Source organism: Burkholderia sp. AU16482 (assembly GCF_002223285.1).
In the GTDB taxonomy this organism is placed as follows: Bacteria; Pseudomonadota; Gammaproteobacteria; order Burkholderiales; family Burkholderiaceae; genus Burkholderia; species Burkholderia semiarida.
In genome coordinates this window covers 1,306,773-1,329,966 of record NZ_NKEY01000006.1, presented here as the reverse complement: position 1 = coordinate 1,329,966, position 23,194 = coordinate 1,306,773, and the positions used below count along the sequence as shown (strand labels likewise).

Sequence of the window (23,194 nt, the reverse complement as noted above, 5' to 3'; positions counted from 1 at the left end):
ATCAGGCCGCGCGCCGCGTGTGCGGCCCGGCTTGCGCGGCGTCGACCATCTGCCGCATGTCGAAGCCCGACGGATGCTGATACACGCGCAGCCCGAACTCGGGCAGCACCGCGATCAGGTGGTCGAACAGGTCGGCCTGGATGGTCTCGTAGTCGACCCATGTCGTCGTATCGGTGAAGCAGTACAGCTCGAGCGGGATGCCTTCGGCCGTGAGCGGCAACTGTCGCGCCATGTTCATCATGTCGCGGCGGATGCGCGGATGGCCCTTCAGGTAGTTCGCGACGTATGCGCGGAACGTGCCGAGATTCGTCAGCTGGCGGCGGTTCGCCGGGCACTCGCCGGCCGCGCCGAGCGTGCCGTTCCATTGCTCGATCGCATCGACCTTGTCCGCCAGATAGTCCTTCAGCAGCGTCAGGCGTTCGAGCCGTTCGATCTCGTCGTTCGTGAGAAAGCGCACGCTCGTCGCATCGACGAACAACGCGCGCTTGATGCGGCGACCGCCCGCTTCGGTCATCCCGCGCCAGTTCTGGTAGCTCTCGGTGATCAGTTTCCAGGTCGGCACCGTGATGATCGTGTGATCGAAGTTCGCGACCTTGACGGTGTTCAGCGTGATGTCGATGACCGTGCCGTCCGCGCCGGCCGACGGCATCGTGATCCAGTCGCCGATCCGCAGCATGTCGTTCGACGACAGTTGCACGCCGGCGACGAGGCCGAGCAGCGTGTCCTTGAAGATCAGCATCAGCACCGCGGACATCGCGCCGATGCCGGACAGCAGCAGGCCGATCTGCTTGCCGGTCGCGTCGCCGATCACGACGAGCGCGGCCGTGATGAACATCACGAGCTTGACGAGCTGCATCGCGCCTTTCAGCGACAGCCGCGGCTGGTCGCGTCGGGACGTGCGGTGCGTATGTTCGAGTGCGGACAGCGTCGCGCTGATGGTCATCGTCACGAGGAACACGATCAACGCGAACAGCACCTTGTCGACGACCTGCACGACGAAGCCGGGAACGCCGGGCACCGCGCCGAGCCCGAGCTTGATCACGACGAACGGGACGATGCGGTTCAACCATTTGAAGGCACCGAATTCGAACAGCGCGTCGTCGACGCGCGTGGCGGACAGCCGCGCGAGCCGCGCGACCACGCGAAACAGCAGGAAATGGACGACGGCGGTGATTGCACCGGCGGCGGCGAGCAGGACGACGATGCCGACGAGCGGCGTCAACCAGGATTCGTTCAGGGGCATAGGGGCAGGCTGGGTCCTTCTTGTGCGTTGAATCGGCGCCGCGACGCGGCGCGCGCCCGGTGAAGGGCATATGAAAGGGACCGTGATTGTGCCATCGGGTTCCGGATGCGTATCGCAAATACATGTCGAGCGGCTCCCGTATCGGCTCACCATTGCACAGGTATCCTCTGCATCGACGTGAAGGAAGAGGCAATCCGCATCACCGCACGCTGACGTGCGAGCCGCTTGCCCGGCATGGCGGACGCAGGAGGGCGATCGGCTGGACGTCATGACGCAGGCCTTCGCGCGTCGATGCGCTCGATGGGCGATCCATGCAATCATGCGAACGTCGCAGGCGCTGCCGGCATGCCGTTCGCATTGGCGCGCAGTCCGTCCGGCGACGGTGAGCGACAGGCAACACCGTCGCGCACCCGTTCGTGGCTCCCGTCACTTCGACCTGACGCATTTCACGCATGCAAGATTCCAACGAAAGCCGTCCGTCGCGCGTGCGGCTGCTGAAAGGCATCCTCCCGGTCCGTCGCGGGGGCGCCATCCGCGACATCTTCGCGGGCATGTCGCTCGCGTCGATGGACATCCCGCAGGTGCTCGGCTACGCGCGCATCGCCGGCATGCCGGCCGTCACGGGGCTCTATACGGTGTTCCTGCCGCTCGTTGCGTTCGCGTGCTTCGGCGCGTCGCGCCATCTCGTGGTCGCCGCCGATTCCGCGACCGCGACGATTTTCGCGAGCCGGCTGTCGTCGATGGCGCCGGCCGGCAGCGCCGACTATGCGGCGCTGGCCGGCATGGTCGCGTTGCTGACCGCCGCGATGCTGCTGCTCGCGCGCATCTTCAAGCTCGGCTTCCTCGCCGATTTCCTGTCGCGCACGGTCCTGGTCGGCTTCCTCGCCGGCGTCGGCGTGCAGGTGTCGATCGCGATGCTCGGCGACATGCTCGGCCTGTCCGTGCCGTACCCGGCGTCGCGCAGCCTCGCGCAACTCCACTACGTCGTCACGCACCTCGTTCACGCGCACCGGCCGACGCTCGCGCTCGCGGCGCTCGTCGTCGCTGCGATTCTCGCGTGCAAGCGGTTCCTGCCGCGCGTGCCGATGCCGATGATCGCGGTCGCCGGCAGCATCGCCGCGAGCGCCGCGTTCGGCTTCGCCGCGCACGGCATCGCGGTGCTCGGGCCCGTGGCGGGCGGGCTGCCGCCGCTGCGCTGGCCGTCCGTCACATGGCAACAGTGCCTCGATCTCGTGCCGGTCGCCGCTTCGTGCTTCGTGATGATCATCGCGCAGAGCGCGGCCGCCGCGCGCGCGTTCGCGCAGCAGTATGGCGAGGCCGTCGACACCAATGCCGACATCCTCGGGCTCGCGGCCGCGAACGCGGCGGCGGCGCTCGGCGGTGCGTTCGTCGTCAACGGCAGCCCGACGCAGACGGCGATGGCCGACGGCGCGGGCGTGCGCAGCCAGATCGGGCATCTCGCGTTCGCCGCGGTCGTCGCCGTCGTGCTGCTGTTCTTCAGCCCGACGCTGCAGTACCTGCCGCACGCGGTGCTGGCGGGCATCGTCTTTACGATCGCGCTCGGGCTGATCAACGTGCGCAGCCTCGAGGCGATCCGCCAGGAAAGTCCCGGCGAATTCACGCTCGCGCTGATCACGGCCGCGGCCGTCGTGACGGTCGGCGTCGAGCAGGGCATCCTGCTGGCCGTCGCGTTGTCGCTGATGCGGCACGTGCGTCACAGCTACCAGCCGCACACGATGGTGCTCGAACCCGTCGCCGGCAACGGGCGGTGGCAGCCGGTGCCCGCACGGCGCGGCGCGATGACGGCGCCCGGGCTGATCGTCTACCGGTTCGGCTCCGACCTGTTCTTCGCGAACGATCACTTGTTCGCTGCCGAAGTGACCGCGCTCGTCGACGCGGCGCCGGTGCCGCCGCGCTGGTTCGTCGTCGATGCGGGCGCGATCACCGATATCGACTATTCGGCCGCGCGGACCTTGATCGATCTCGTCCGGGCGCTGCATGCGCGCGGCGTCGGCGTGCTGTTCGGGCGCGTGAGCCGCTATCTGCGCGCTGACATGGATCGTCACGGGATCACCGACGTGGTCGGCGCGTCGTGCATCTTTGCCACGCTGCATCAGGCGCTGGAGGCGGCGGGCACGACGCCCGCGTCGCAGGAGCCGGGCACGGTGTAGGGCCTGCGCAAGCCTGTCATTGGCATGGACAGGCCCTGGCGCCGCGGCGCTACGCGAGCGCGCGCAGGCGTGCGAAACCGTTGCGCAGGCAGCGGGCCAGTTCCGTCGCGGCCGGTGTGTGCTGGCCGCGCGGCACGTGCAGGTTGATCGAGAAATTCGGCAGGGCGGGCAGGCCGCTGCCGGCCGGCAGGATGTCGAGATCGGGCGGCACGGTGGACGCGAGCCAGACGGTCACGGCCAGATCGGCGCGCACGGTCGCGGCCGTGGCATCGAAGCTGCCGTTCTCGAACACGGTGCGCCACGGGCGATCGCAGCCGCGCAGTGCATCGAGCACCGTCGGGCGGAATGCGCAGGTCTGCGCGACCATCGATACCGGCAGCGGCGAGTGCCGGTGCGCGGTGCCGCCTTTCGCGCCGACCCACACCAGCCGGTCGACGGCGATGCACTCGCCGCGCGACGATCCGACCGGCGCCTCGATCAGTGCGACGTCGAGGTCACCGTGCGTGAGCCCGCGCCGCAGCTCCGGCGATGCCGCGCACACGAGCGTGAGCGCGACCTGCGGATGCGCGTGGGCATAGCTTCTCAGGATCGGCGCGAGACAGGTGCCGACCAGGTCCTGCGGCGCACCGAGACGCACCGCGCCTTCCACCGCACCGGCGCTCAGGTCGGCGAGCAGCGCATCGTGGACGGCGAGCAGCCGGCGCGCCTGTTCGAGCAGCCGCTCGCCGGCGGCCGTCAGCAGCAGATTGCGATGCTCGCGGACGAACAGCGGGCCCGACAGCATTTCGAGCCGCGCGACCTGCTGGCTGATCGCGCCCTGCGTCAGGTGCAGCGCGTGGCCGGCCGCCGTCATGCTGCGATGATCGGCCACCGAGACGAATGCGCGCAGCAGCGCGAGGTCGAGATTGCGTGCCATGCGTCGCATTATGAATGCTAATGCAAGGCATAAAAAGCTTTCGCTGTCGTAATGCCGGAATCACAGGTAAAAACGGGGCTTCAATAACGACAACCGGGAGCCTTCGTGCCGCTTCACGACTATCTGCCGCTGGTGCTGTTCGTGATCGTCTCCACCGTGACGCCGGGCGGCGCGACGACGCTCGCGACCGCATCGGGCGCGCATTTCGGTTATCGGCGTTCGCTGCCGCTGATGGCGGGCATCGCCGCGGGCCTGGCGTCGATGGCGGCGGCGGCCGCGGCCGGCCTCGGCAGCGTGCTGCTCGCGCTGCCCGCGTTGCAGCTCGCGATGAGGGCGGCCGGTTCGGCGTACCTGATGTGGCTCGCCGTGCGCATCGGACGTGGCGGCAAGCCGCGGCTCGATGTCGACGTGCACCGGCCGCAGGGGTTCGTCAGCGGCGTGTGGATGCTGTGGCACAACCCGAAAGGCTGGGCGATGACGCTCGGCGCGGCCGCGTCGTTCGCGGCGCTCGCGTCGGGGCCGGCACGGCTCGGCGTGCTGCTCGGCTTTGCATTCGGCGTGGCCGCGATGGCGTCGCTGTCGCTGTGGTGTTTCGCCGGGCTGCTGTTCGCGCGCGTGTTGCGCACGGAGCGGCAGTGGCGTTGCCTGAATGCGGGGCTCGGCGTGCTGCTCGCGGCGTCGATCGTGCCGATGTGGCTGCCGTAGCGGAAGGCCGCGCACGCGGCGCGGCCCGTGTTCAGCGCGAACCGGCCGGTGCGTTGCCGGCCCGTCGGTCGCCGGCGCCTGCACCGGCCGAGCGCAACGGCAGCCGCAGCGTCGTCACGAAGCTCGCCGCATGCAGCGCGCACAGCAGGCCGAACGCCCACGCATACGCGACGCCCTGCGTGCCGCCCGCCGCGACCGATTCGGCCTGCAGCCGCCACGCGAGAAACAGCGTGCATAGCGTCGTGAACGTCGGGCCGCCGAGCCGCTGCACGATATTGAGCGACGTGGTTGCCATCGGCAGGTTGCGGCGCTCGACCGACGCATACGCGGCGGCGATCGACGGTGCGCCGATCGCACTCTGGCCCATGCCGCGCAGAAACAGCGCCGGTACGAGCACGAGCGGATCGTAGCCGGTCAGCGCGAGGAACACGAACGGCAGCGTGGCGGCGAGTGCGAGCAAGGCACCGCCGGCGGCGAGCCGGCGTACGCCGAACCGGCTCGTCAGCGCGCCCATCGACGGATAGGTGACGAGCATGCCGAGCCCGAGCGGCGCGAGCAGCCAGCCCATCTCGCCCGGCGAGCGCCCACAGGCCTGGATCAGGAACACGGGGATCAGCATCTGGCCGGCGTACAACGCACCGTTCGACAGGAACTGCGTGCCGGCCGCCGCGCCGAACACGCGCGAGCGAAACAGCGCGAGATCGATCAGCGCACGCTCGCCCCGGCGGCGCTCGAAGCGCACGAACGCGACGAGCAGGAGCGCCGAGCCTGCGACCGCCGCGATGCCGGTCATCGCGCCGATCCGCTCGACGCCGTACAGGAACAACACGAGGCCCGGCGACAGCAACGCGAGGCCGATCCAGTCGAGTTCGCGCCGCGGCGCATCGTCCCGGTCGCCGGGCAGGAACCGTACCGCCAGCGCGAGCGCGAGCGCGCCGACGGGCAGGTTCACCAGAAACAGCCAGCGCCACGACGTGTGTTGCAGGATCGCGCCGGCCACGACCGGGCCGAGGATCGGCGCGAGCAGCACCGGCACCGCCGCGTAGCCGATCACGCGCGCCATCTGCTGGCCGGCGACGCGCGCGATCATCATCTGCGCCATCGGCGCGAGCAAGCCGCCGCTGACGCCTTGCAGCACGCGAAACGCGATCAGCGACGGCGCGGACCACGCGAGCCCGCACAGCGCCGACGTCAGCGTGAACGCCGAGAAGCACCACAGGTACAGCGCCTTCGCGCCGATGCGATCGACGAGCCAGCCGCTCAGCGGCAGCACCAGCGTCAGCGCGAGCAGGTAGCCGCTCGTCACCCACTGGATCGTCGACAGGCTCGCATGCAGGTCGGTCGCGAGGCTCGACAGCGACACGTTGACGATCGTCGCATCGAGCTGCGACAGCAGCGAACCGAGCGTCGCGACCGCGCTGACTTTCCAGATCGACGGATCGAGCCGGCCGGGCGCGCGGTCCGGTGCCGGCCGGATGCGTGGGGCGCTCACGCGCCGCGCCGGTCGAGCAGCGCGACGATGTCCTGCGTCGCGCCCGTCTCGCCGAGGCGCGGGAACAACCGCTCGACGCTGTTGACGTGCGCGTCGGCATTGAGGTCGGTCATCGCGTCGACGGCGAGCGTCACGTGATAGCCGAGTTCATGCGCCTGCCGCGCGGTCGATTCGACGCCGATGCTCGTCGCGACGCCGGCCAGCACGATCTGCGTGACGCCGGCTGCCTTCAGATGCGCGTCGAGACCGGTGCCGGTGAAGGCGCCCCAGGTGTGCTTCGTCACCACGTGGTCGCCTGGCTGGCGGTTCAGTTCGGGTACGAGTTCGGTCCAGTCGGCGGGAAGTTGCGCCGTGCGCGGCGGTTGCTCGGTGCGGCCCGGCGCGCCGCCCGCGACGTTGACCAGCACGACCGGCAGGCCACGGCTGCGGAATGCGTCGAGCAGTTCGCGGGCGTGCGCGATCACCGGTGCGACCGGGTGCGCGGTGGGGAGGGCGACGATGCCTTTCTGCAGGTCGATGACGACCAGCGCCGTGTTCGTGTCGAGACGGGTTGCGCTCATGATGGGGCTCCGGGGAAAGGGCGAAGAAAGCCGGGCGCGCGCATGCCGCGCGGCGCACCGGCCGGGTTCATTGCTCGCCGATGCGGCGGATCAGCGGGATGGCCGCGGCGAGCGTGTCGATGTCTTGCGGATCGAGTTGTTCGATCGCCGCGCCGAGCCACCTGTGTTTCGCGGCATTGCGCTTGCGCCGCGCGTCGAGGCCGGCCGCGGTGAGTTTGAACAGGATCTGGCGTCCGTCGGTCGGATGCGGCTCGCGCTCGACGAGCGCGTCTTCCTCGAGGCTCGCGAGGATCGCCTTCATCGACTGCGGCTTCATCGCTTCGGCGCGCGCGAGATCGGCGGTCGTCATCGGCCCGTGCCGATCGAGCCGCGCGAGCGCGCTCGTCTGCGACATGCCGAGCCCTCCGGAATCGACCTCGGAGCGCAGCCGGCGGATGAGCTGGCCGACCGCGAGGGTCAGGTCGGCGGCGACGGTTTCGGCGGTAACGCCGGGTTTGCGTGGCGGGTTCATGCGGCGAATCTTAGGACACGACAGCTAAACTTGCAAGTTTAGCTGTCGAATTGATCGCCGGCTGGCGACACCGTCAGCACGCGATTACATGCGCCGATGCACGACCCGTACGACTTCGCTGTATCGCGGGGTCGCGTTTTCGTGCAGCAGATCGCCGAGGTACTGGCCGAGTTCGTCCGCGGCGAGCGCGGATGGAATCTGCAGATTGGCCGGGCGCCGTTTGCCTTCGACGCCGAGATCGAATACGGCCCAGCGGCCGTCCGTGCGCACGACGGCGAGCAGCCGGCCGAATGCGTTGAAGCGGTATTCGTGCTGCATGGCGTCGCTCCCGTGGCGTGAACGCGCCGGCTGCCCGTACGCGTTTACTGGATCGAACAGGACAGCCAGCGATGGATTTTGATTGCGTCGCTCGAAACGCCGGCACGCGTCGGTGCGCCGAGCAGCACGACCGTTTCGCGGCGGCCTTTCACGCGCATGCGCATCACGACCCCGTGCCCCGATTCGTTGATGAAGCCGGTTTTCTGCAGCCGGATCGGCAGGCGGCGGTAGCGCACGAGCGGGTCGGAATTCACGTACACGAGTTCGCCGTCGCCGGGGCGCACGGTGGTCGACAGATCGGTCGAGAAATAGCGGATCAGCGGATCCCGCGCGGCCGCGCCGACGAGCCGCGCGAGGTCTTCCGCCGTCGACACGTTGTGCGGAGACAGGCCGGTGGGTTCGCGAAAATGCGTATGCCGCATGCCAAGCTTGCGCGCTTTCCGGTTCATCGCGTTGACGAACGCCGCGCGGCCGCCCGGGTAGTCGCGGCTCAGCGCGGCGGCCGCGCGGTTCTCCGACGACATCAGCGCGATATGGAACATCTCGCGGCGCGACAGTTCCGAGCCGACCTGCAGGCGCGAACCGGTGAACTTGATCGTGTCGCGGTCGCGTGCGGTCACGCGCAGCACGCCGTTCAGCGGCCGATCGGCGTCGCGCGCGACGACCGCCGTCATCAGTTTCGAGATCGACGCGATCGGCCGCACGGTGCGTGCGTGGCGGGCCAGCAGCGGCGTGCCGGAATCGACGTCGAGCACGTAGGCCGCGCGGGAATGCAGCGTCCCGACCGCGCGCGGGGTGTAGCCGCAGCTGGCGAGCAATTTCGGTTTCGCGGGCGGACGCGGCCGCACGGCAGTCGTGCGTTTCGCGCGCCGCTGCTGCGGCGCGGGTGCCGCGTGGCGTTTGGCCGCCTGATGCGTCACGCGCGAGCGGCGATGCTTGACGGCCTTTTTCTTGCGATGGGGTTGCTTCTTGACGACCTTCGTGTGTGCATGCGGCTGCGCATGGGCGGTGCGATGCGGCTGCACGCGCTGCGCGGACGCATTCGTGGCGAATGCCAGCAGCAGGAACGACAGGGCGAGGATCAGGGTGATCCGGGCGCGAGGCACGCGCGCGATGAGGCCGGTCAAGCGAAAGTCTCCTTTTCACGCGCGATGCAGCTGCGCGGATGCATGGGCGGTCGGCGGGTGCGGGAAATTATACGGTCGATCGCGGAGCGATGACGATTCGATGACGCGCAATGACGCGCGATACGGGAGGATTCCGATCGTTTTCGAATTGTCGGGCAGCGGTGCGCGTGGGACAGGACGCGAACAGAAGGCGAGCAGATGTGCGGGTCAGCGCGGCCAGTTTCGCCGCGATACGACCGCGAAACTGACCGCGATCGAACCCGTCACCGCGCGCGGCGGCGTGTCGTCCAGCGCATCGCCGAAGCGAAAGCGGCGGCTGCGCCCGTCGGTGCGTTCGGTACGGCGTTTCGGTGCGCGCGTATCGGCGGCGACGACGCATGCGTTTGCGTCCGCGACATCGCATGGTGGCTCGGCTACGCAGTCGGCAGCTTGATCGACGGACATGAAAGTGGGTTCCGGGAAGGGCATGTCCGTATTGAACGCCATTGCGTTCGATCGGTAAAATGAATATTTCAATCGTTATGATTCCACGAAAGAATGGAACTGAAACTGCTGCGCACGTTCCTGACGGTCACCGAGCTGTGCCATTTCAGCCGTGCGGCCGATGCACTGCACATGAGCCAGCCCGCGCTCAGCAAGCAGATCGGCGCACTCGAGGCGAGCCTCGGCGGCAAGCTGTTCGAGCGCGGCCGGCATGGCGCGGAACTCACGCCGTTCGGCGAACGCTTCCTGCCCGACGCGCAGGCGCTCGTGCGCGATGCCGACGAAATCCTGGCGCGTGCGCGGGAAGCGACGAGCGGGCAGCGCGGGCATTTGCGGCTCGGCATCTGCCTGTCGGTGCTGACGCTCGTGCCGAAGCTGATCGCCGAATTCCGTCGCTGCAATCCGGGTATCGCGGTGACGCTGAGCGACCTGTCGTCGTCCGAACAGACGCGCCGGCTGCGCGCCGGCAAGCTCGACGCCGGTTTCCTGCGCCTGCCTTCCGACGAAGGCTTGTCGTCGTTCAAGGTGACCGACGAGGCGCTCGCGCTCGCGGTGCCGCCGCATCTCGGCTTCAAGCGCGTGCCGGCCAACCTCGACGTGCTCAATGAAATCGGCTTCATCGCGCTGCAGCGTGCGCGCGGCCCGGGGCTGGCCGCGCAGATCGACCGGTGGTGCGTCGAGCGCCGCTTCGTGCCGCACGTGATGCAGCAGGCGGAAGACGTGCAGTCGGTGCTGACGTCGGTCGCGGCCGGCGTTGGCGTCGCGTTCATCCCGTCGAGCGCGCGGTATCTGTTGCGCGACGCGACGGTGCTGCCGCTCGACGGCCGGGACGCGAAGTGGCGCGTGGGGCTCGCATGGCGGTCCGAGCGCGACGATCCCGTCACCGCGCGTTTCGTGTCGTTCATGCGCGCGGCGCTCAAGGGCGCGTGACGCGGCGTATAGTGTCCGCGATCGTTTTCTCCATGCATGCCGGCCCGACGCCGGCCGACGAACCCGAACCGATGACTTCAGAATCCGACGAATTCCCGCTCGATCCCGCACTCGTCGCCACGCTCGCGACGCTGAACGAAGCCGCGAGCGATCCGGCCGGCAAGACGTGGTCGCTGCCGAAGATCGCGAAGCGCACGCAACTGCCGATGAGCACGCTGCGGCGCGTGCTCACGCAGTTGGACGCAGCAGGCCTGAGCGCGACGACGTTGAACGAGGACGGTACCGGCAGCGCGGCGCTGACCGACGAAGGGCGCGCGGTGTGCGCGCAACTGTTCGGCGCGAACGACGCCCAATGAATGAAAAACGGGCCGCTGAGGCGGCCCGTTCGTCACCGAACGACGGCAGGTCCGGTCGTGCGGCCCGCGCGGGTAGTGCACGGGCCGGCACGCCGTCATCGGTGCGACATCAGAACCACTGCTTGTAGCGGCGCACGTAGATCGTCTTGACGATCTGCGCGAGCACGATGTAGCCGACCATCGTCGCGGCGAGCCACAGCCAGTAGGTGCCCGGCAGGTGCATGAAGCCGATCGCCTCCGCGAACGGCGAGAACGGCAGCCAGCAGCCGATCGCGATCGCGGTGAAGGTCGACAGCAGCACCGGCAGCGACGCCGTGCTTTGCAGGAACGGGATCTTCTGCGTGCGCAGCAGATGCACGACGAGCGTCTGCGACACGAGACTCTCGATGAACCAGCCCGAATTCATCACGATCTGGCCGCCCGAACCGCCGTTCAGGTGATACAGCGCGCCCGCACCGAACACGGTCCACATCAGGACGTACGTCGTGATGTCGAACACCGACGACGTGGGCCCGACCCACAGCATGAAGCGGCCGATGTTGCCGGCTTCCCACTTGCGCGGCTTCTTCAGGAACTCGGGGTCCATCCTGTCCCACGGCAGCAGCATCTGCGACGTGTCGTAGATCAGGTTCAGCACGAGCAGTTGCGTCGCGAGCATCGGCTCCCACGGCAGGAACGCGCTGGCGACGAGCACCGAGAACACGTTGCCGAAGTTCGAGCTGGCCGTCATGTTCAGGTACTTCAGGATGTTGCCGAACGTCTCGCGGCCCTTGATCACGCCTTCCTCCAGCACCATCAGGCTCTTTTCGAGCAGGATGATGTCGGCGGTTTCCTTCGCGATGTCGGCGCCGCTGTCGACCGAGATGCCGACGTCCGCGTCGCGCAGCGCGGGCGCATCGTTGATGCCGTCGCCGAGGAAGCCGACCGTGTGGCCGTTCGCCTGCAGCGCTTTGACGATGCGCGCCTTCTGCAGCGGCGTGAGCTTCGCGAACACGGTCGTGCGTTCGACCGCCTGCGCGAGCGTCGCATCGTCGAGCGCGTCGATTTCCGTACCGAGCATCGGCTTGCCCGGGGCAAGGCCAACCTGGCGGCACACCTTCATCGTGACGGTCGCGTTGTCGCCCGTCAGCACCTTCACCGCGACGCCGTTCTCGCGCAGCGCGGCGAGCGCCGGCGCGGCCGATTCCTTCGGCGGATCGAGGAAGGTCAGGAAGCCGCGCACGACGAGATCACGTTCGTCGGCGGTGCGGTATTGCGCGCGTTCGTCGCCGCGCGGGATCGTGCGCGTCGCAAGCACGAGCACGCGGAAGCCGTCCTCGTTGTACGCGGTGGCTTGTTCGAGCAATCGCTTGCGGGCCACGAAGTCGAGCGGGCGCACGCCGTCTTCGTCCTGCACGTGCGTGGAGACCGCCAGCATTTCCTCGACCGCGCCCTTGCAGATCAGCAGGTGCGTGCCGCGCGTGTCCTCGACGACGACCGACAGGCGGCGCCGCACGAAATCGAACGGCAGTTCGTCGATCTTCTTGTAACCCTGCGGCTTCACGCGTTCGCCGATCTCGTCGGCGCGCGCGACGACCGCGATGTCGATCAGGTTCTTCTGGCCGCTCTGGTGGAAGCTGTTCAGCCAGCCGAGCCGCAGGATGTCCTCGTTCTTGTGACCGGACAGGTCGAGGTGGTGTTCGAGGATGATCTTGTCCTGCGTGAGCGTGCCGGTCTTGTCGGTACAGAGTACGTCCATCGCGCCGAAGTTCTGCACCGAGTTCAGCCGCTTGACGACGACCTTGCGGCGCGCCATCGCGACCGCGCCGCGCGCCAGGTTCGCGCTGACGATCATCGGCAGCATCTCGGGCGTGAGGCCCACGGCCACCGCCAGCGCGAACGTGAGGGCACTCAGCCAGTCGCCCTTGGTCAGGCCGTTGATCATGAACACGATCGGCACCATCACGAACATGAACTTGATCAGCAGCCAGCTCACGCTCGTCACCCCGCGGTCGAAGCTCGTCTCGATGCGCTTGTGGCTCACGACGTTGCGCGCGAGCGAGCCGAAGTACGTGTCCTCGCCGGTCGCGACGACGACGGCCGTCGCCGTGCCGCTGACGACGTTGGTGCCCATGAAGCAGACGTTCTCGAGATCGAGCAGCGACGCCGGTGCGTCGTTGGCCGCGCCGGCCGCGGGCGCGCCCGCGGATTTGCCGGCCACCGCGCCGAGCGTGTCGTACTTCTCGACCGGCAGCGCCTCGCCGGTCAGCACGGCCTGGCTGATGAACAGGTCGCGCGACGCGAGCAGGCGCACGTCGGCGGGGATCATGTCGCCGGCGGAAAGATGCACGATGTCGCCGACGACGACCTCGCGCATCGGCACTTCGCGGCGTGACGGCTCGGCCGTGTCGGTCACCGCGCGCTGCACGGTGGCCGTCGTGCGAACCATCGCCTTGAGCTTCTCGGCCGCGCGCAGCGAACGGAATTCCTGCACGAAGCGCAGCAGCGCGCTGATCGTGACCATCGTCAGCAGGATCGTCATGCCGACGTAATCGCGATCGTCGGGTGCAGCGAAGTAGACGTCGGTAAAGAAGCTGATGGCGGCCAGCACCAGCAGCACGTAGACGAACGGGTTGTGGAACGAGAGCAGCAACTGGCGGGTCCAGTGCGGCGGCTTGTCGTGCGCGATTTCGTTCGGGCCGTCATGCTGCAGGCGGTCGGCGGCCTGATCGTAGGTGAGGCCGCGCGTGCTGGTGCGCAGCGACTTCAGCGTGTCTTCGAGCGGGCGGGCCGCTTCCCGCGCGGCGCGCATGATGCGCGGTTCGTTCTGCTGGCCGGCGCCGGCCTTGATGAAGCCGCGCTGTTTGTCGTGCGAGGTGTTGTGTCGTGTCGTCATGAGTCGCTCCTTGCGCACGAGGCGGCGGGCGGGGAGCGGCCGTGACGTTATCGACGCACGAACGCTCCCCGCCGCGTCGCGTCAGGCGCGATCGGCTGTGGATCGGTAAAGGCGGGAACGCTCGCCGGCGCGCGCGCGGCGCACGGCGTGTCGATGCGCGGCGTCGCACCGGCGAGCGGTAATCGACTACTGTCGTCTGAGTTCATCTGCACTCCTGTCGGTTGCGAATGGTCGGCACGGGCGATCGGCAGCGGCGCGCGCCACGAGGCGCGCGGCCGGACGGCACGCGAACGGAGGGCGCACGCGGCTGGCGTCGCGCGCGGCACGAACGCACACGCGCGACGGCGCGTCGCGTGCATTCGACAACATCGAAAATTCGGCGGGAGATCGGGCCGGTAGTCAGGCCGGAAGGGCGCCGCATCCTGCTTCCCGGGATGCGGCAGAAGACGAGGCTCTGCGCGTTTTCCTCAGGCAGCAGTCAAGTTGGTCATGCACCAACTACAACTCGCATCGGTGTTCACAGAACACTCCATGTAACTAGACGGGGGCGATGGTAATGGCTCGCCGTGCGAAGCGTCAACCCTTTTGTCGGGCGTTATTTCGAGATGCTTGATCGCGTGGGTGCATGTTCGCGGTCGCGCCCGACAACCCGCAATGAAACAGCCGCGCGCACACCTTGTCGGCATGCGCGCGGCCGCGTCGAACGAGATGCCGGTTACTGGTTCGCGGTCGCGACGGCGGCCGCTGCATCGAGGATGCCCGAGCCTGCCGGCATCGCGGTGCACGACGTGCCGGCCGAGAGCTTCGCCGCGCGCGTGCCGCCTTGCAGCTTCTGCATGATCTGCGCGGGCGTGAGGTTGCCGTTCACCGACAGCATCAGCGCGGCAACCCCCGTCACCTGCGGCGTCGCGAGGCTGGTGCCGGTCGCGGGGCCATAGGTGTCCGAGCCCGGCGTCGTCGTGCCGGCGTTCGACGTCGACAGGATGTTGACGCCCGGTGCGCTCAGCGCGACGTCGGCGCCGAAGTTGCTGAACGATGCGCGTCGGCCCGTCGCGTCGGTCGCGCCGACGGTGATCACGCCGCGGCAGTTCGCGGGCTGGTCGAGCCCGGTCGACAGGCCGTCGTTGCCGGCCGCGACGATCACGGTCACGCCTTTCGCGGTCACGTCGTCGATCGCCCGCTGGAACGTCGTGCTGCACGCGCCGACCCCACCGAGGCTCAGGTTGATGATCTTCGCCGGGCGCGGGTTCGTCGGTACGCCGGACACCGGAATGCCGGCTGCCCAGCGCATGCCGTCGGCGATGTCGCTCGTCACGCCGCCGCACTTGCCGAGTACGCGCACCGGCAGGATCTGGCCGAGCCACGACACGCCGGCGACGCCGGTGCCGTTGTTGGCGGTCGCGCCGATCACGCCCATCACGCGCGTGCCGTGCCAGCTGCTGTTGCTCGGCTGGCTCGCGCAGTGATAGAACGGGCCGTTGACGTCGTCGAGTTCCTGCTGCGTGACCCAGTCGCCCGGATCGGTTGCGTCCGGGCCGCGCCTCGAGCCGTTGTTGCTGGTGTTGATGTTGCTGATGAAGTTGTAGCCTTGCTGTATCAGATTGCCGACGAGGTCGCCGTGCGGCCGGTAGCCGGTATCGAGCACGGCCGTGACGACGGTCGGCGAACCCTTGGTCACGTTCCATGCGGGCGGCAGGTTGATGCCGGCGGTCGGATCGGACAGGTACCACTGCTGGTTGTAGAGCGGGTCGCTCGGCGTGTCGCGGATCTGCATCGGGTGATCCGGTTCCGCGTAGTCGACGTCGCTGTCGGCCGCGAACGCCTCTGCGAGCGCGGCGGCATCGGTGGCGGCCATGCGCTGGCCGAGCGACAGCACGGCCGCGCCGTTCGAGATCGTTCGCTCGACCTGAACGTTCACCGGCGTTTGCGCGATGGTGCTCGCGTACGCGCGTGCGCTGCCGGTCACCGGCGCCGTCCAGCGCGTCATCGCGCGCTGGATCACCGCGTCGAGTCTCGAACCGTCGTCGACGGCCGCCATCGCACGCGTGGCCGTCAGCGTTTTCAGCTTGACGATGAGGTGATCGACCGGCGGCTCGACCGGCGCCGTCTGCGCGGCCATCTGCACGGCGGCCTGCTGCGACGAGCACGCATTGCCGCCGGACGACGCCGGCGGGTTGGTCGGGGCGGGCGCGGGTGCCGGCGTGGGAGCGGGCGTCGGCGTGGGCGCCGGTGCAGGTGACGCGTTGGACGGAGACGGGTCGCTGCCGCCGCCGCCGCCTCCGCCGCAACCGGCGAGGGGCAGGAGCGCGGCGGCGGACAGCATACCGGCGAGCATGCGCGCATGGGCCGAACGGGCCAGCGCGAAATTGAAGCGTTTGGCTTTCATGTTGAAAGTCGATCCTCGTAGATAACCGTCGTGCCGGCGGTGGTGCCTGGTCCGGCGTAAACCGGACCTTGTTCTTGTCGGGCGCACGCAGCGCTGCTGCGACGCGCCATGCATTGGGTAACGGCTGATGAGGCGGCTTCTTGAGTATGTTTTGTGCGAAAAAGGCGCGACACGCAAACGGTTGCGATGCTGTCTTGCAGCATGAACGCGCGTTTGGAACGGGCGACCTGTTCATAGGGTGCAAGATTGCAGGCAGTGGGCCCGGCGAAACGTGCGCCGCAGGCGCTTTTGCGCGTCGCGGAAACGATGCCTCACGGTGATGCGCGCGACGGGGGCCGCTTGACGCTTTCCCCGATGTGGGACGAATTTTGTCGGGCGTAGGATCGCGATTCGATCAAGGTTTCTTCAGGAGAAAAGCATGGATCACCGCTTCCGTTGGCTGGCTGTCGCGCTGGCCTGTACGCTGGCCGGCGCCGCGCACGCGCAGGCCCTTACCGGTACGCTGAAGAAGATCAAGGACACGGGCGTCGTGTCGCTGGGCATTCGCGAGTCGTCGGTGCCGTTCTCGTATTCGGACAACCAGCAGAAGAACATCGGCTACTCGCGGGACATCGCGTCGCGCATCATCGACCAGTTGAAGACGGATCTGAACCTGCCGAACCTCGCGGTGAAGGAAATCCCGATCACGTCGCAGAACCGCATTCCGCTGCTGCAGAACGGGACGATCGACTTCGAATGCGGGTCGACGACGAACACGCTCGAGCGGCAAAAGCAGGCCGCGTTCTCGAACAGCATCTTTCTGTACGGCATTCGCTTCAGCACGCGCAAGGATTCGGGCGTGAAGGACTTCGCGGACCTGGCCGGCAAGACGGTCGCGACGACGGCCGGCACGTCAGACGAGCGCCTGCTGCGCAAGCTGAACGAAGAGAAGGCGATGAACATGACGATCATCAGCGCGAAGGATCACGCCGAAGCGTTCATGAACGTCACGACGGGCCGCGCGGTGGCGTTCGTGATGGACGAGCCGCTGCTGTACGGCGAGATCGCGAAGGACCGCAACCCGGGCGCGTATACGGTCGCGGGCACGCCGCTCGTTCACGAAAACTACGCGTGCATGATGCGCAGGGACGATCCGGCGTTCAAGCGCGTCGTCGACGGCGTGATCGCGAAGATGCAGACCTCGGGCGCGGCCGAGAAGCTCTACGATCAGTGGTTCATGCGGCCGATTCCGCCGAAGGGCGTGAGCCTCAACTATCCGCTGTCGCCGGAGATGAAGCAACTGTTCAAGAATCCGACGGATCAGGCGCAGTATTGATCCGGCCGTCTCAAAGAAAAACCGCCGGCACGTGCCGGCGGTTCGGGCGCGGCGCGCCGAGTGGCGCGAATCGCGTCAGGCCTTGATTTCCGGGCCGCGTGTGGCCGGTGCGACGGGAGCGGCCGGCGTTGCCGGGGCCGCCGACGGCATCGGCGGCTGCGCCGGGACGATGACGAGCACCGGTTGAGGAGCGGCCCACGCCGGTATCGCGAACCCGACGGGCTGCGGCATCGGCATCGCGAGCGCGTTGGCGAGCGCGATGTGCTGGAGCGCCATCATCTGCCGCTGCATCGCGACCATCTGCGCCTGCGCCGCCTGCATCCGGTACTGCGCGGCCTGGATTTGCCGCAACGCCGCCGCGGACGGCATGCCGCCCGACGACGCCGTCTGCATCTCGAAGCTCGCGCCGCCTTGCGGGCTGTGCCAGCTCCACGTGCTGACCTTCATCGGGCCGACGGCCGTCTGGACGACCCGCGTTTCGGCCTTCACGGGCACGGCCTGCCCGTTGACATTGATGAACATCGGTTGGGCGGCGGCCGCCGCGCCGGCTTGCCCGGCCAGCGCGAACACGGGTACCAGCGCCAGCGCGCCCGCCGCCATATACGAACGGAATCGCATCTTCGTATCTCCATCGAACGAGACTGATCGAATCAACAATGACGTACGGCTCACGGAGTGAGCCACCCGAAACAATGCGGCCGTCGGCTTAAATCAACATTAAAATCGCCGCCCGCCGGTCCGATCGGCGCATGTCGGGACGTGCCGCGATCGACATTCAACCTCGCCCGCGCCAGGGGGAATCCTGTCGCCCGGTGCAACAACAGGCACAATACGGAATTCGCCACCCCCGCACGCATGTTCGCCATACGAACATTGACGGCGCGGCACTGCTGCCCGACCTCCTTCCCAGTCGTCATGAACGCCACGCTCACTCCGGCGCGCGAGTCGAATTCGCCGCGCTTCCTGCTGTTCCTGATCTGCCTGTTCGCGTCCGCCGGCCAACTCGCGATCGACATCTACGTGCCCGCGCTGCCCGACATGGCACGTTCGTTCGCGACCACGCCGCAGGCGATCCAGTCGAGCGTGTCCGGCTACATGGCCGCTTACGCGCTCGGCCAGCTGATCTTCGGGCCGATTGCCGATGCGTACGGACGCAAGCGCGTGCTCGCGTTCGGGCTCGTGATCTACACGATCGGCTGCCTGCTGTCGCTCGGCGCGCCGAACCTGGAGACGTTCGTGCTCGCGCGCTGCCTGCAGGGCTTCGGGATCGCGACCACCAACCTGCTGGCGAAGGCGATCATCACCGATTCGTTCTCCGGCCAGGCGTTGATGCATGCGTTCACGTACATGTCGATCGCATGGGGGCTGGCGCCGATCATCGCGCCGGTGATCGGTGCGCACCTGCAGGAATGGTTCGGCTGGCGCGCGTGCCTCGTGTTCCTGCTGGTCTACTCGCTGGCGATGTGGGCGCTGCTGTGGCGCTACCGCGAAACCTTGCCGAAGCCGGTGCATCTCGAGCCGCGCACGCTGATGGCGAACACCGGCAAGGTGCTGGCGAGCCCCGTGTTCCAGAGCTGCTTCCTCGCACAGGGGCTGTGCTACAGCATCCTGCTGGTGTTCAACATCGTCGGGCCGTTCATGGTGCAGACCACGCTGCACAAGCCGCCGACCTTCTTCGGCTACCTCGCGCTCGGCATCGGCCTCATGTATTTCCTCGGCGGCCTGTCGAACCGGATCCACGGCCGCGGGCTGCCGAGCGCCGAGCAGCGGCTGCGCATCGGCGCGCGCGTGATGGCGGGCGCGTCGATCGCGATGCTGGTGCTGGCGCTGAGCGTCGGCCTGCGCGTGTGGACGCTCGCGACGCCGGTGCTCGTGATGGGTTTCTGCGCGGGCGCGATGTATCCGACGCTGATGGCCAAGGGCAATTCGCTGTTTCCGCATATCGCCGGCCTGACGAGCGCGATTCTCGGCTGCGCGCTGCTGCTCGTGTCGTCCGCGATGATGGGCCTGGCCGGTTTCGTGTCGATTCACGTGCTGACGCCGCTTGCGGTGTTCTTCGTCGCGTTGTCGTTCATCGTCGTGTGGATGGTGACGAAGCTGCTGCGCCATCTGTCGCGGCAGCAGGCGGCGCCGGTCGTGTGCGGGAGTGGCGAGGCGGCGTAAGCGCCGGCTCGCGACCGACCGACTGATGAACCGGATCCTGCTGAGTCGCGTCGCCCGGTCCGACGCCGCCGACCTCATCGCCGCCAACCGCGCGAGCCGGAGTCACCATTTGCCGTGGGTCGATTCGTTCATCGACCAGACCGGGTTCGATCAATGGTTCGCCCGCTGCCTGACGGGGCCGAACGTCGGATTGGTCGCGCGCGAGCGGGCGTCGGGCGCGGTGGTCGGCGTGGTGAATCTCAACGAGATCGTCGGCGGGGTGTTTCAGAGCGCTTATCTCGGGTACTACGGGATGGCGAATCTCAGCCGCCAGGGGCTGATGACGGACGCGGTGCGCGCGGCGGTCGACGTCGCGTTCCGCGAACTCGGGCTGCACCGGCTCGAAGCGAATATCCAGCCCGGCAACCATGCGTCGATCGCGCTGGTTCGGCGGCTCGGGTTCAGGCAAGAGGGGTTTTCGCCGCGCTATCTGCGCATCGGCGGCGAATGGCGCGACCACGAGCGTTGGGCGCTGCTGGCCGACGACGCGCGCGAAGCGAACGCCTGACGGTCGATTCCTGCCCCGTCTCGTGTTCCTTACAGCGGATGCGCGGCGCCGGCCTGCTGCAACAGCGACACGGCAACCGGATCGGGCAGTCCGTTCGAATCGATCGCCCCAGCCTTGGCCAGCGCAACGAGATCGCTGTCGACGCCCGGTTGGCCGACCACGAACGACGTGGTCAGGAACGCCGGTGCGGCCAGCGTGACCGCATAGCGTTGCTGCAGGTTCGTCACCACAGCCGATTGCGCGGCCTGCACGGTGTCCGGGCTGTTCATCGCCCGCTGGTAGCGCAGGGTGCCCTGGAAATTGCCGATCAGCCCGGCCGTGTTCGTCCCGAGTTGCGCCGCGAGATAGACGAGCATCAGCTCGGTCTCGGGCGTCGTATTGAAGGTGCCGCCCGCGTAGGCGAGCGAATGCAGGCTCGCGCCGCCCGACGCCACGGTGATGACGCATGGCAGCGCGGCGTTGAGCGTCACCCGGTAGTTGCCGCCGCCGTCCGTCAGCGTCGTGGCCGACCCCGCCGCGCAATTGACCGCCACCTGCGCGCTCGCGAGCGCGTCGCCCGTCGCGGCCGTGCCTGACAGCGAGACGGTTTGCGTGTTGTCGTTGAAGCACGCGTCGACGCCGAAGCAGGCTTCACCGTTGCAGGCCTGGAGGGCGGCGAATGTTGCGACGCACAATGCGCCCAGCGCGGGGCGGGTGAAGCGCGTAAGGCGAAGGTTCATGGTCGCGGGCGATCGAGAGAATGAGGCAACCGGTGCGCATCGGGAATGCGGCGCTACTGTAATTCTATGTCCTGAACCGGCGTAAAAGCGAATGCAGCCGGCCAGCAAGACCGGCCCGCCGCCTCACGGCTTGCGCGCGGCCGGCTTCGCGAACGCGCCGCGTACCTCGAAGCCGATCGCATCGGCGACGTTGCCGCGCGCATCGACGAGTTCGAGCCGGTGCCTGCCGGGCCACGGCAGCCACGCGACGCGGTCGGCGTGCCCGATCACCTTGTCGTCGAGCCGCCACGCGAACTTCGTCGCGCGCCCGGCCGAGCGTTCGAACCAGATCCGCTGGTTCTTCGGCGGAATGTCCGGATCGATCGCGAAGATCGTGCCGTCGGTCGGCGCGCCGATCGTCAGCGGCGCACGCGCACCGTCCTTGCCCGGCGTGGCGGGCGCCGCGAGCCGGATCGTGTCGACCGCCGTGCCCGCGACGAACCATTCGTTGCGGGCCGGCTCGATGTCGCGCTCGAACGCGATCCGGCGCGTCTCGACGCCGGCCGGCGCACGCGGCGCACGGCTCGGCAGGTCGCGGTGCAGGTAGCCGACGACGGCCGACCACACGGGCGACGCGCCCGTGACGCCCGACACGTCCCACATCGGCGAGCCGTCCGCATTGCCGACCCACACGCCGACCGTATAGCGCGACGTAAAACCGATCGTCCAGTTGTCGCGCATGTCCTTGCTCGTGCCGGTCTTGACCGCCGAGAAGAAGCGCGTCGCGAGCGGATTGTCGAAGCCGAACGTGCGCACGCGCGCGTTGTTGTCGGACAGGATGTCGGTCACGACGAAGCTGGCCGCCTCGCTGAACACGCGCGTACCGGCGTCCGGCCGCGCAGGCGCCGATGCGCCGGATGCCGGCGCGGGTGCCGTGGCCGGCAGGTCGACGACCTTGCGCGCGACTCCGCCGTTCGCGAGCGCGCGGTAGGCGTTGGTCAGCGACAGCAGCGTGACGTCCGCACTGCCGAGCGCGAGGCTGAAGCCGTAGTAATCGCCTTCCTGCGCGAGCGGCAGGCCAAGCGCGGTCAGCGTGCGCGCGAAGCGGTGCGGCGTGACGAGCACCAGCGCGCGCACGGCCGGCACGTTCAGCGAGCCGCCGAGCGCGCTGCGCACGCTCACCCAGCCCTTGAAATCCTTGTCGTAGTTCTGCGGAATGTACAGGCCGCCGCCGGCGGCGAGGTTGATCGGCGCATCGTCGAGCAGCGACGCGGCCGTCAACCTCTTTTCATCGATCGCCTGCGCGTAGAGGAACGGCTTGAGCGTTGAGCCGGCCTGGCGCGGCGCGAGCACGGCATCGACGTCGCGCGCGCTCGACAGCGCCCCCGACGAGCCGACCCACGCGCGGATCTCGCCGGTCGCGTTGTCGATCACGACGACCGCGCCGTCCTGCACGTTGCGCCGGTGCGCGGGTGCGTTCAGTTCGGTCAGCGCGCGCATCAGCGTGTCGCGCGCGAAGCGCTGCAACGGCGCGTCGAGCGTCGTGCGGACCTGCGCGCCGGCCGCCGGCCTGACCTCGGCCGCGATGCGCCGTGCGAAGTGCGGGGCGAGGGCGGCGCCCTCGTCGCGTACGGCATTGGCCGAGCGTGCGGTGACGAGCTGCACGTAGCCGTCGAGCGACGCGCATGCCTGCCCGGCCTGCATGTCGCGCAGGATCCGGCATGCGCGCTCGGCGAGCTTCGCCGGCGCCGCATTGGGCGCACGCACGAGTGCGGCGGCGATCGCGGCCTCGCGCGCGTCGAGGCCCGACGGCGCCTTGCCGAACAGCACCTGCGACAGCGCGCCGAGCCCGATGGTCTCGCCGCGGAACGGCACCAGATTCAGGTAGGCCTCGAGGATCTGGTCCTTGCGCCAACTGCGTTCGAGCCACAGCGCGTTCACGGCCTGCGTGGCCTTCTGCGGCAGCGAGCGCTGGCCCGAGCGGCGCGGCGAATCGCCGAGCAGCCCCGCGAGCTGCATCGTGACGGTCGACGCGCCGCGCGTGCGCTCGTTCCACAGGTTGCCCCACGCGGCGCCGGCAATGCCGCGCCAGTCGACGCCGCTGTGTTCGTAGAAGCGCTTGTCCTCGGACACGACGATCGCCTCGCGGAACGCGGGCGATACGTCGGCGAGCGATACCCAGTCGCCGCGCCGCTCGGTGAGGTCGACGCGCGTGCGCTGCAGCGGCGTGCCGTCGCGCGCGAGCAGCACCCAGTCGGAGCTGCGCCAGTTGCGGCGCACGTCGTCGTAGCCGGGCAGCGCATGCGCGACGAGCGGGGCGGCCAGCACGACGGCGACGAATACGCGGCCGGCGAAACGCGCCGGCCGCGGCAAAGCCAGATCGATCATCGCGGTCTCG

21 protein-coding genes are annotated in these 23,194 nt (G+C 68.5%); 7 read left to right on the top strand and 14 right to left on the bottom strand.

All coding sequences use genetic code 11. The annotated features are described in order from the left end of the window. Nucleotide 1: 1 nt before the first annotated feature. A complete protein-coding gene (locus tag CFB35_RS23360) occupies nucleotides 2-1,243 on the bottom strand; it encodes a mechanosensitive ion channel family protein (RefSeq protein ID WP_059584990.1) in 1,242 nt (413 codons plus the stop codon). Nucleotides 1,244-1,695: 452 nt separating this feature from the next. On the opposite strand from CFB35_RS23360, the gene CFB35_RS23355 reads away from it, so the two are divergent. Beyond that, nucleotides 1,696-3,414 carry a SulP family inorganic anion transporter gene (locus CFB35_RS23355; protein WP_059584991.1) on the top strand — a complete coding sequence of 573 codons (1,719 nt, stop codon included), beginning with the start codon at nucleotides 1,696-1,698 and terminating at the stop codon, nucleotides 3,412-3,414. A gap of 49 nt (nucleotides 3,415-3,463) precedes the next feature. Here the strand turns inward: CFB35_RS23355 and CFB35_RS23350 are convergent, their stop codons facing one another. Then, nucleotides 3,464-4,339, bottom strand: coding sequence for a LysR substrate-binding domain-containing protein (locus CFB35_RS23350; RefSeq protein ID WP_059584992.1), 876 nt, complete (start codon nucleotides 4,337-4,339; stop codon nucleotides 3,464-3,466). Nucleotides 4,340-4,435: 96 nt separating this feature from the next. On the opposite strand from CFB35_RS23350, the gene CFB35_RS23345 reads away from it, so the two are divergent. After that, a complete protein-coding gene (locus tag CFB35_RS23345; protein ID WP_059584993.1) occupies nucleotides 4,436-5,035 on the top strand; it encodes a LysE family translocator in 600 nt (199 codons plus the stop codon). Nucleotides 5,036-5,066: 31 nt separating this feature from the next. On the opposite strand, the gene CFB35_RS23340 is transcribed toward CFB35_RS23345, so the two are convergent. The 6 genes from CFB35_RS23340 to CFB35_RS23315 all read right to left on the bottom strand — a co-directional run bounded on the left by CFB35_RS23340 (nucleotide 5,067) and on the right by CFB35_RS23315 (nucleotide 9,529). Then, entirely contained in the window at nucleotides 5,067-6,527 is a 1,461-nt protein-coding gene (locus tag CFB35_RS23340) for a DHA2 family efflux MFS transporter permease subunit (RefSeq protein WP_059584994.1), read from the bottom strand. Beyond that, nucleotides 6,524-7,087, bottom strand: coding sequence for an isochorismatase family protein (locus CFB35_RS23335; protein ID WP_059584995.1), 564 nt, complete (start codon nucleotides 7,085-7,087; stop codon nucleotides 6,524-6,526). The genes CFB35_RS23340 and CFB35_RS23335 overlap by 4 nt, the downstream gene beginning before the upstream one ends. A gap of 67 nt (nucleotides 7,088-7,154) precedes the next feature. Beyond that, nucleotides 7,155-7,598 carry a MarR family winged helix-turn-helix transcriptional regulator gene (locus CFB35_RS23330; RefSeq protein ID WP_059584996.1) on the bottom strand — a complete coding sequence of 148 codons (444 nt, stop codon included), beginning with the start codon at nucleotides 7,596-7,598 and terminating at the stop codon, nucleotides 7,155-7,157. 84 nt (nucleotides 7,599-7,682) lie between these two features. Continuing rightward, complete coding sequence (locus CFB35_RS23325; protein WP_059584997.1) at nucleotides 7,683-7,916, bottom strand: hypothetical protein; 234 nt, start codon at nucleotides 7,914-7,916, stop codon at nucleotides 7,683-7,685. Nucleotides 7,917-7,960: 44 nt separating this feature from the next. Further along, a complete protein-coding gene (locus tag CFB35_RS23320; RefSeq protein ID WP_059584998.1) occupies nucleotides 7,961-9,043 on the bottom strand; it encodes a serine hydrolase in 1,083 nt (360 codons plus the stop codon). A gap of 207 nt (nucleotides 9,044-9,250) precedes the next feature. After that, nucleotides 9,251-9,529 (bottom strand): hypothetical protein, encoded by a 279-nt coding sequence (locus tag CFB35_RS23315; RefSeq protein WP_059584999.1) that lies wholly within the window; start codon nucleotides 9,527-9,529, stop codon nucleotides 9,251-9,253. 51 nt (nucleotides 9,530-9,580) lie between these two features. On the opposite strand from CFB35_RS23315, the gene CFB35_RS23310 reads away from it, so the two are divergent. Then, nucleotides 9,581-10,456 (top strand): LysR family transcriptional regulator, encoded by an 876-nt coding sequence (locus CFB35_RS23310; RefSeq protein WP_059585000.1) that lies wholly within the window; start codon nucleotides 9,581-9,583, stop codon nucleotides 10,454-10,456. Between the two features lie 71 nt (nucleotides 10,457-10,527). Continuing rightward, entirely contained in the window at nucleotides 10,528-10,812 is a 285-nt protein-coding gene (locus CFB35_RS23305; RefSeq protein WP_089465790.1) for a transcriptional regulator, read from the top strand. A 109-nt stretch (nucleotides 10,813-10,921) separates the two neighbouring features. Here CFB35_RS23305 and mgtA read toward each other — a convergent pair whose 3' ends face one another. The 3 genes from mgtA to CFB35_RS23285 form a co-directional block, all read right to left on the bottom strand. Further along, nucleotides 10,922-13,687 carry a magnesium-translocating P-type ATPase gene (gene mgtA / locus CFB35_RS23300; RefSeq protein WP_089465598.1) on the bottom strand — a complete coding sequence of 922 codons (2,766 nt, stop codon included), beginning with the start codon at nucleotides 13,685-13,687 and terminating at the stop codon, nucleotides 10,922-10,924. Between the two features lie 47 nt (nucleotides 13,688-13,734). Further along, nucleotides 13,735-13,893: a hypothetical protein gene (locus CFB35_RS35070; protein ID WP_179231780.1), complete on the bottom strand. Its 159-nt coding sequence runs from the start codon at nucleotides 13,891-13,893 to the stop codon at nucleotides 13,735-13,737. Nucleotides 13,894-14,402: 509 nt separating this feature from the next. Next, nucleotides 14,403-16,073, bottom strand: a complete 1,671-nt coding sequence (locus tag CFB35_RS23285; protein WP_089465596.1) for a S8 family peptidase — start codon at nucleotides 16,071-16,073, stop codon at nucleotides 14,403-14,405. Nucleotides 16,074-16,491: 418 nt separating this feature from the next. Here CFB35_RS23285 and CFB35_RS23280 point away from each other — a divergent pair, with 418 nt between their 5' ends. Then, nucleotides 16,492-17,388 carry a glutamate/aspartate ABC transporter substrate-binding protein gene (locus CFB35_RS23280; RefSeq protein WP_089465595.1) on the top strand — a complete coding sequence of 299 codons (897 nt, stop codon included), beginning with the start codon at nucleotides 16,492-16,494 and terminating at the stop codon, nucleotides 17,386-17,388. A gap of 75 nt (nucleotides 17,389-17,463) precedes the next feature. On the opposite strand, the gene CFB35_RS23275 is transcribed toward CFB35_RS23280, so the two are convergent. Next, nucleotides 17,464-18,006, bottom strand: a complete 543-nt coding sequence (locus CFB35_RS23275) for a hypothetical protein (RefSeq protein WP_089465594.1) — start codon at nucleotides 18,004-18,006, stop codon at nucleotides 17,464-17,466. 297 nt (nucleotides 18,007-18,303) lie between these two features. Here CFB35_RS23275 and CFB35_RS23265 point away from each other — a divergent pair, with 297 nt between their 5' ends. Together CFB35_RS23265 and CFB35_RS23260 are read left to right on the top strand one after the other, a co-directional pair. Continuing rightward, entirely contained in the window at nucleotides 18,304-19,551 is a 1,248-nt protein-coding gene (locus CFB35_RS23265; RefSeq protein WP_089465593.1) for a multidrug effflux MFS transporter, read from the top strand. A gap of 25 nt (nucleotides 19,552-19,576) precedes the next feature. Next, the gene (locus CFB35_RS23260) at nucleotides 19,577-20,098 is read left to right on the top strand and encodes a GNAT family N-acetyltransferase (RefSeq protein WP_089465789.1); all 522 of its coding nucleotides are present in this window, start codon (nucleotides 19,577-19,579) and stop codon (nucleotides 20,096-20,098) included. A gap of 29 nt (nucleotides 20,099-20,127) precedes the next feature. Here the strand turns inward: CFB35_RS23260 and CFB35_RS23255 are convergent, their stop codons facing one another. Continuing rightward, on the bottom strand, nucleotides 20,128-20,817 hold the full coding sequence (locus tag CFB35_RS23255; RefSeq protein WP_060009344.1) for a hypothetical protein: 690 nt from the start codon (nucleotides 20,815-20,817) through the stop codon (nucleotides 20,128-20,130). A 123-nt stretch (nucleotides 20,818-20,940) separates the two neighbouring features. Further along, a complete protein-coding gene (gene pbpC / locus CFB35_RS23250) occupies nucleotides 20,941-23,184 on the bottom strand; it encodes a penicillin-binding protein 1C (protein ID WP_089465592.1) in 2,244 nt (747 codons plus the stop codon). Nucleotides 23,185-23,194 lie beyond the last annotated feature (10 nt).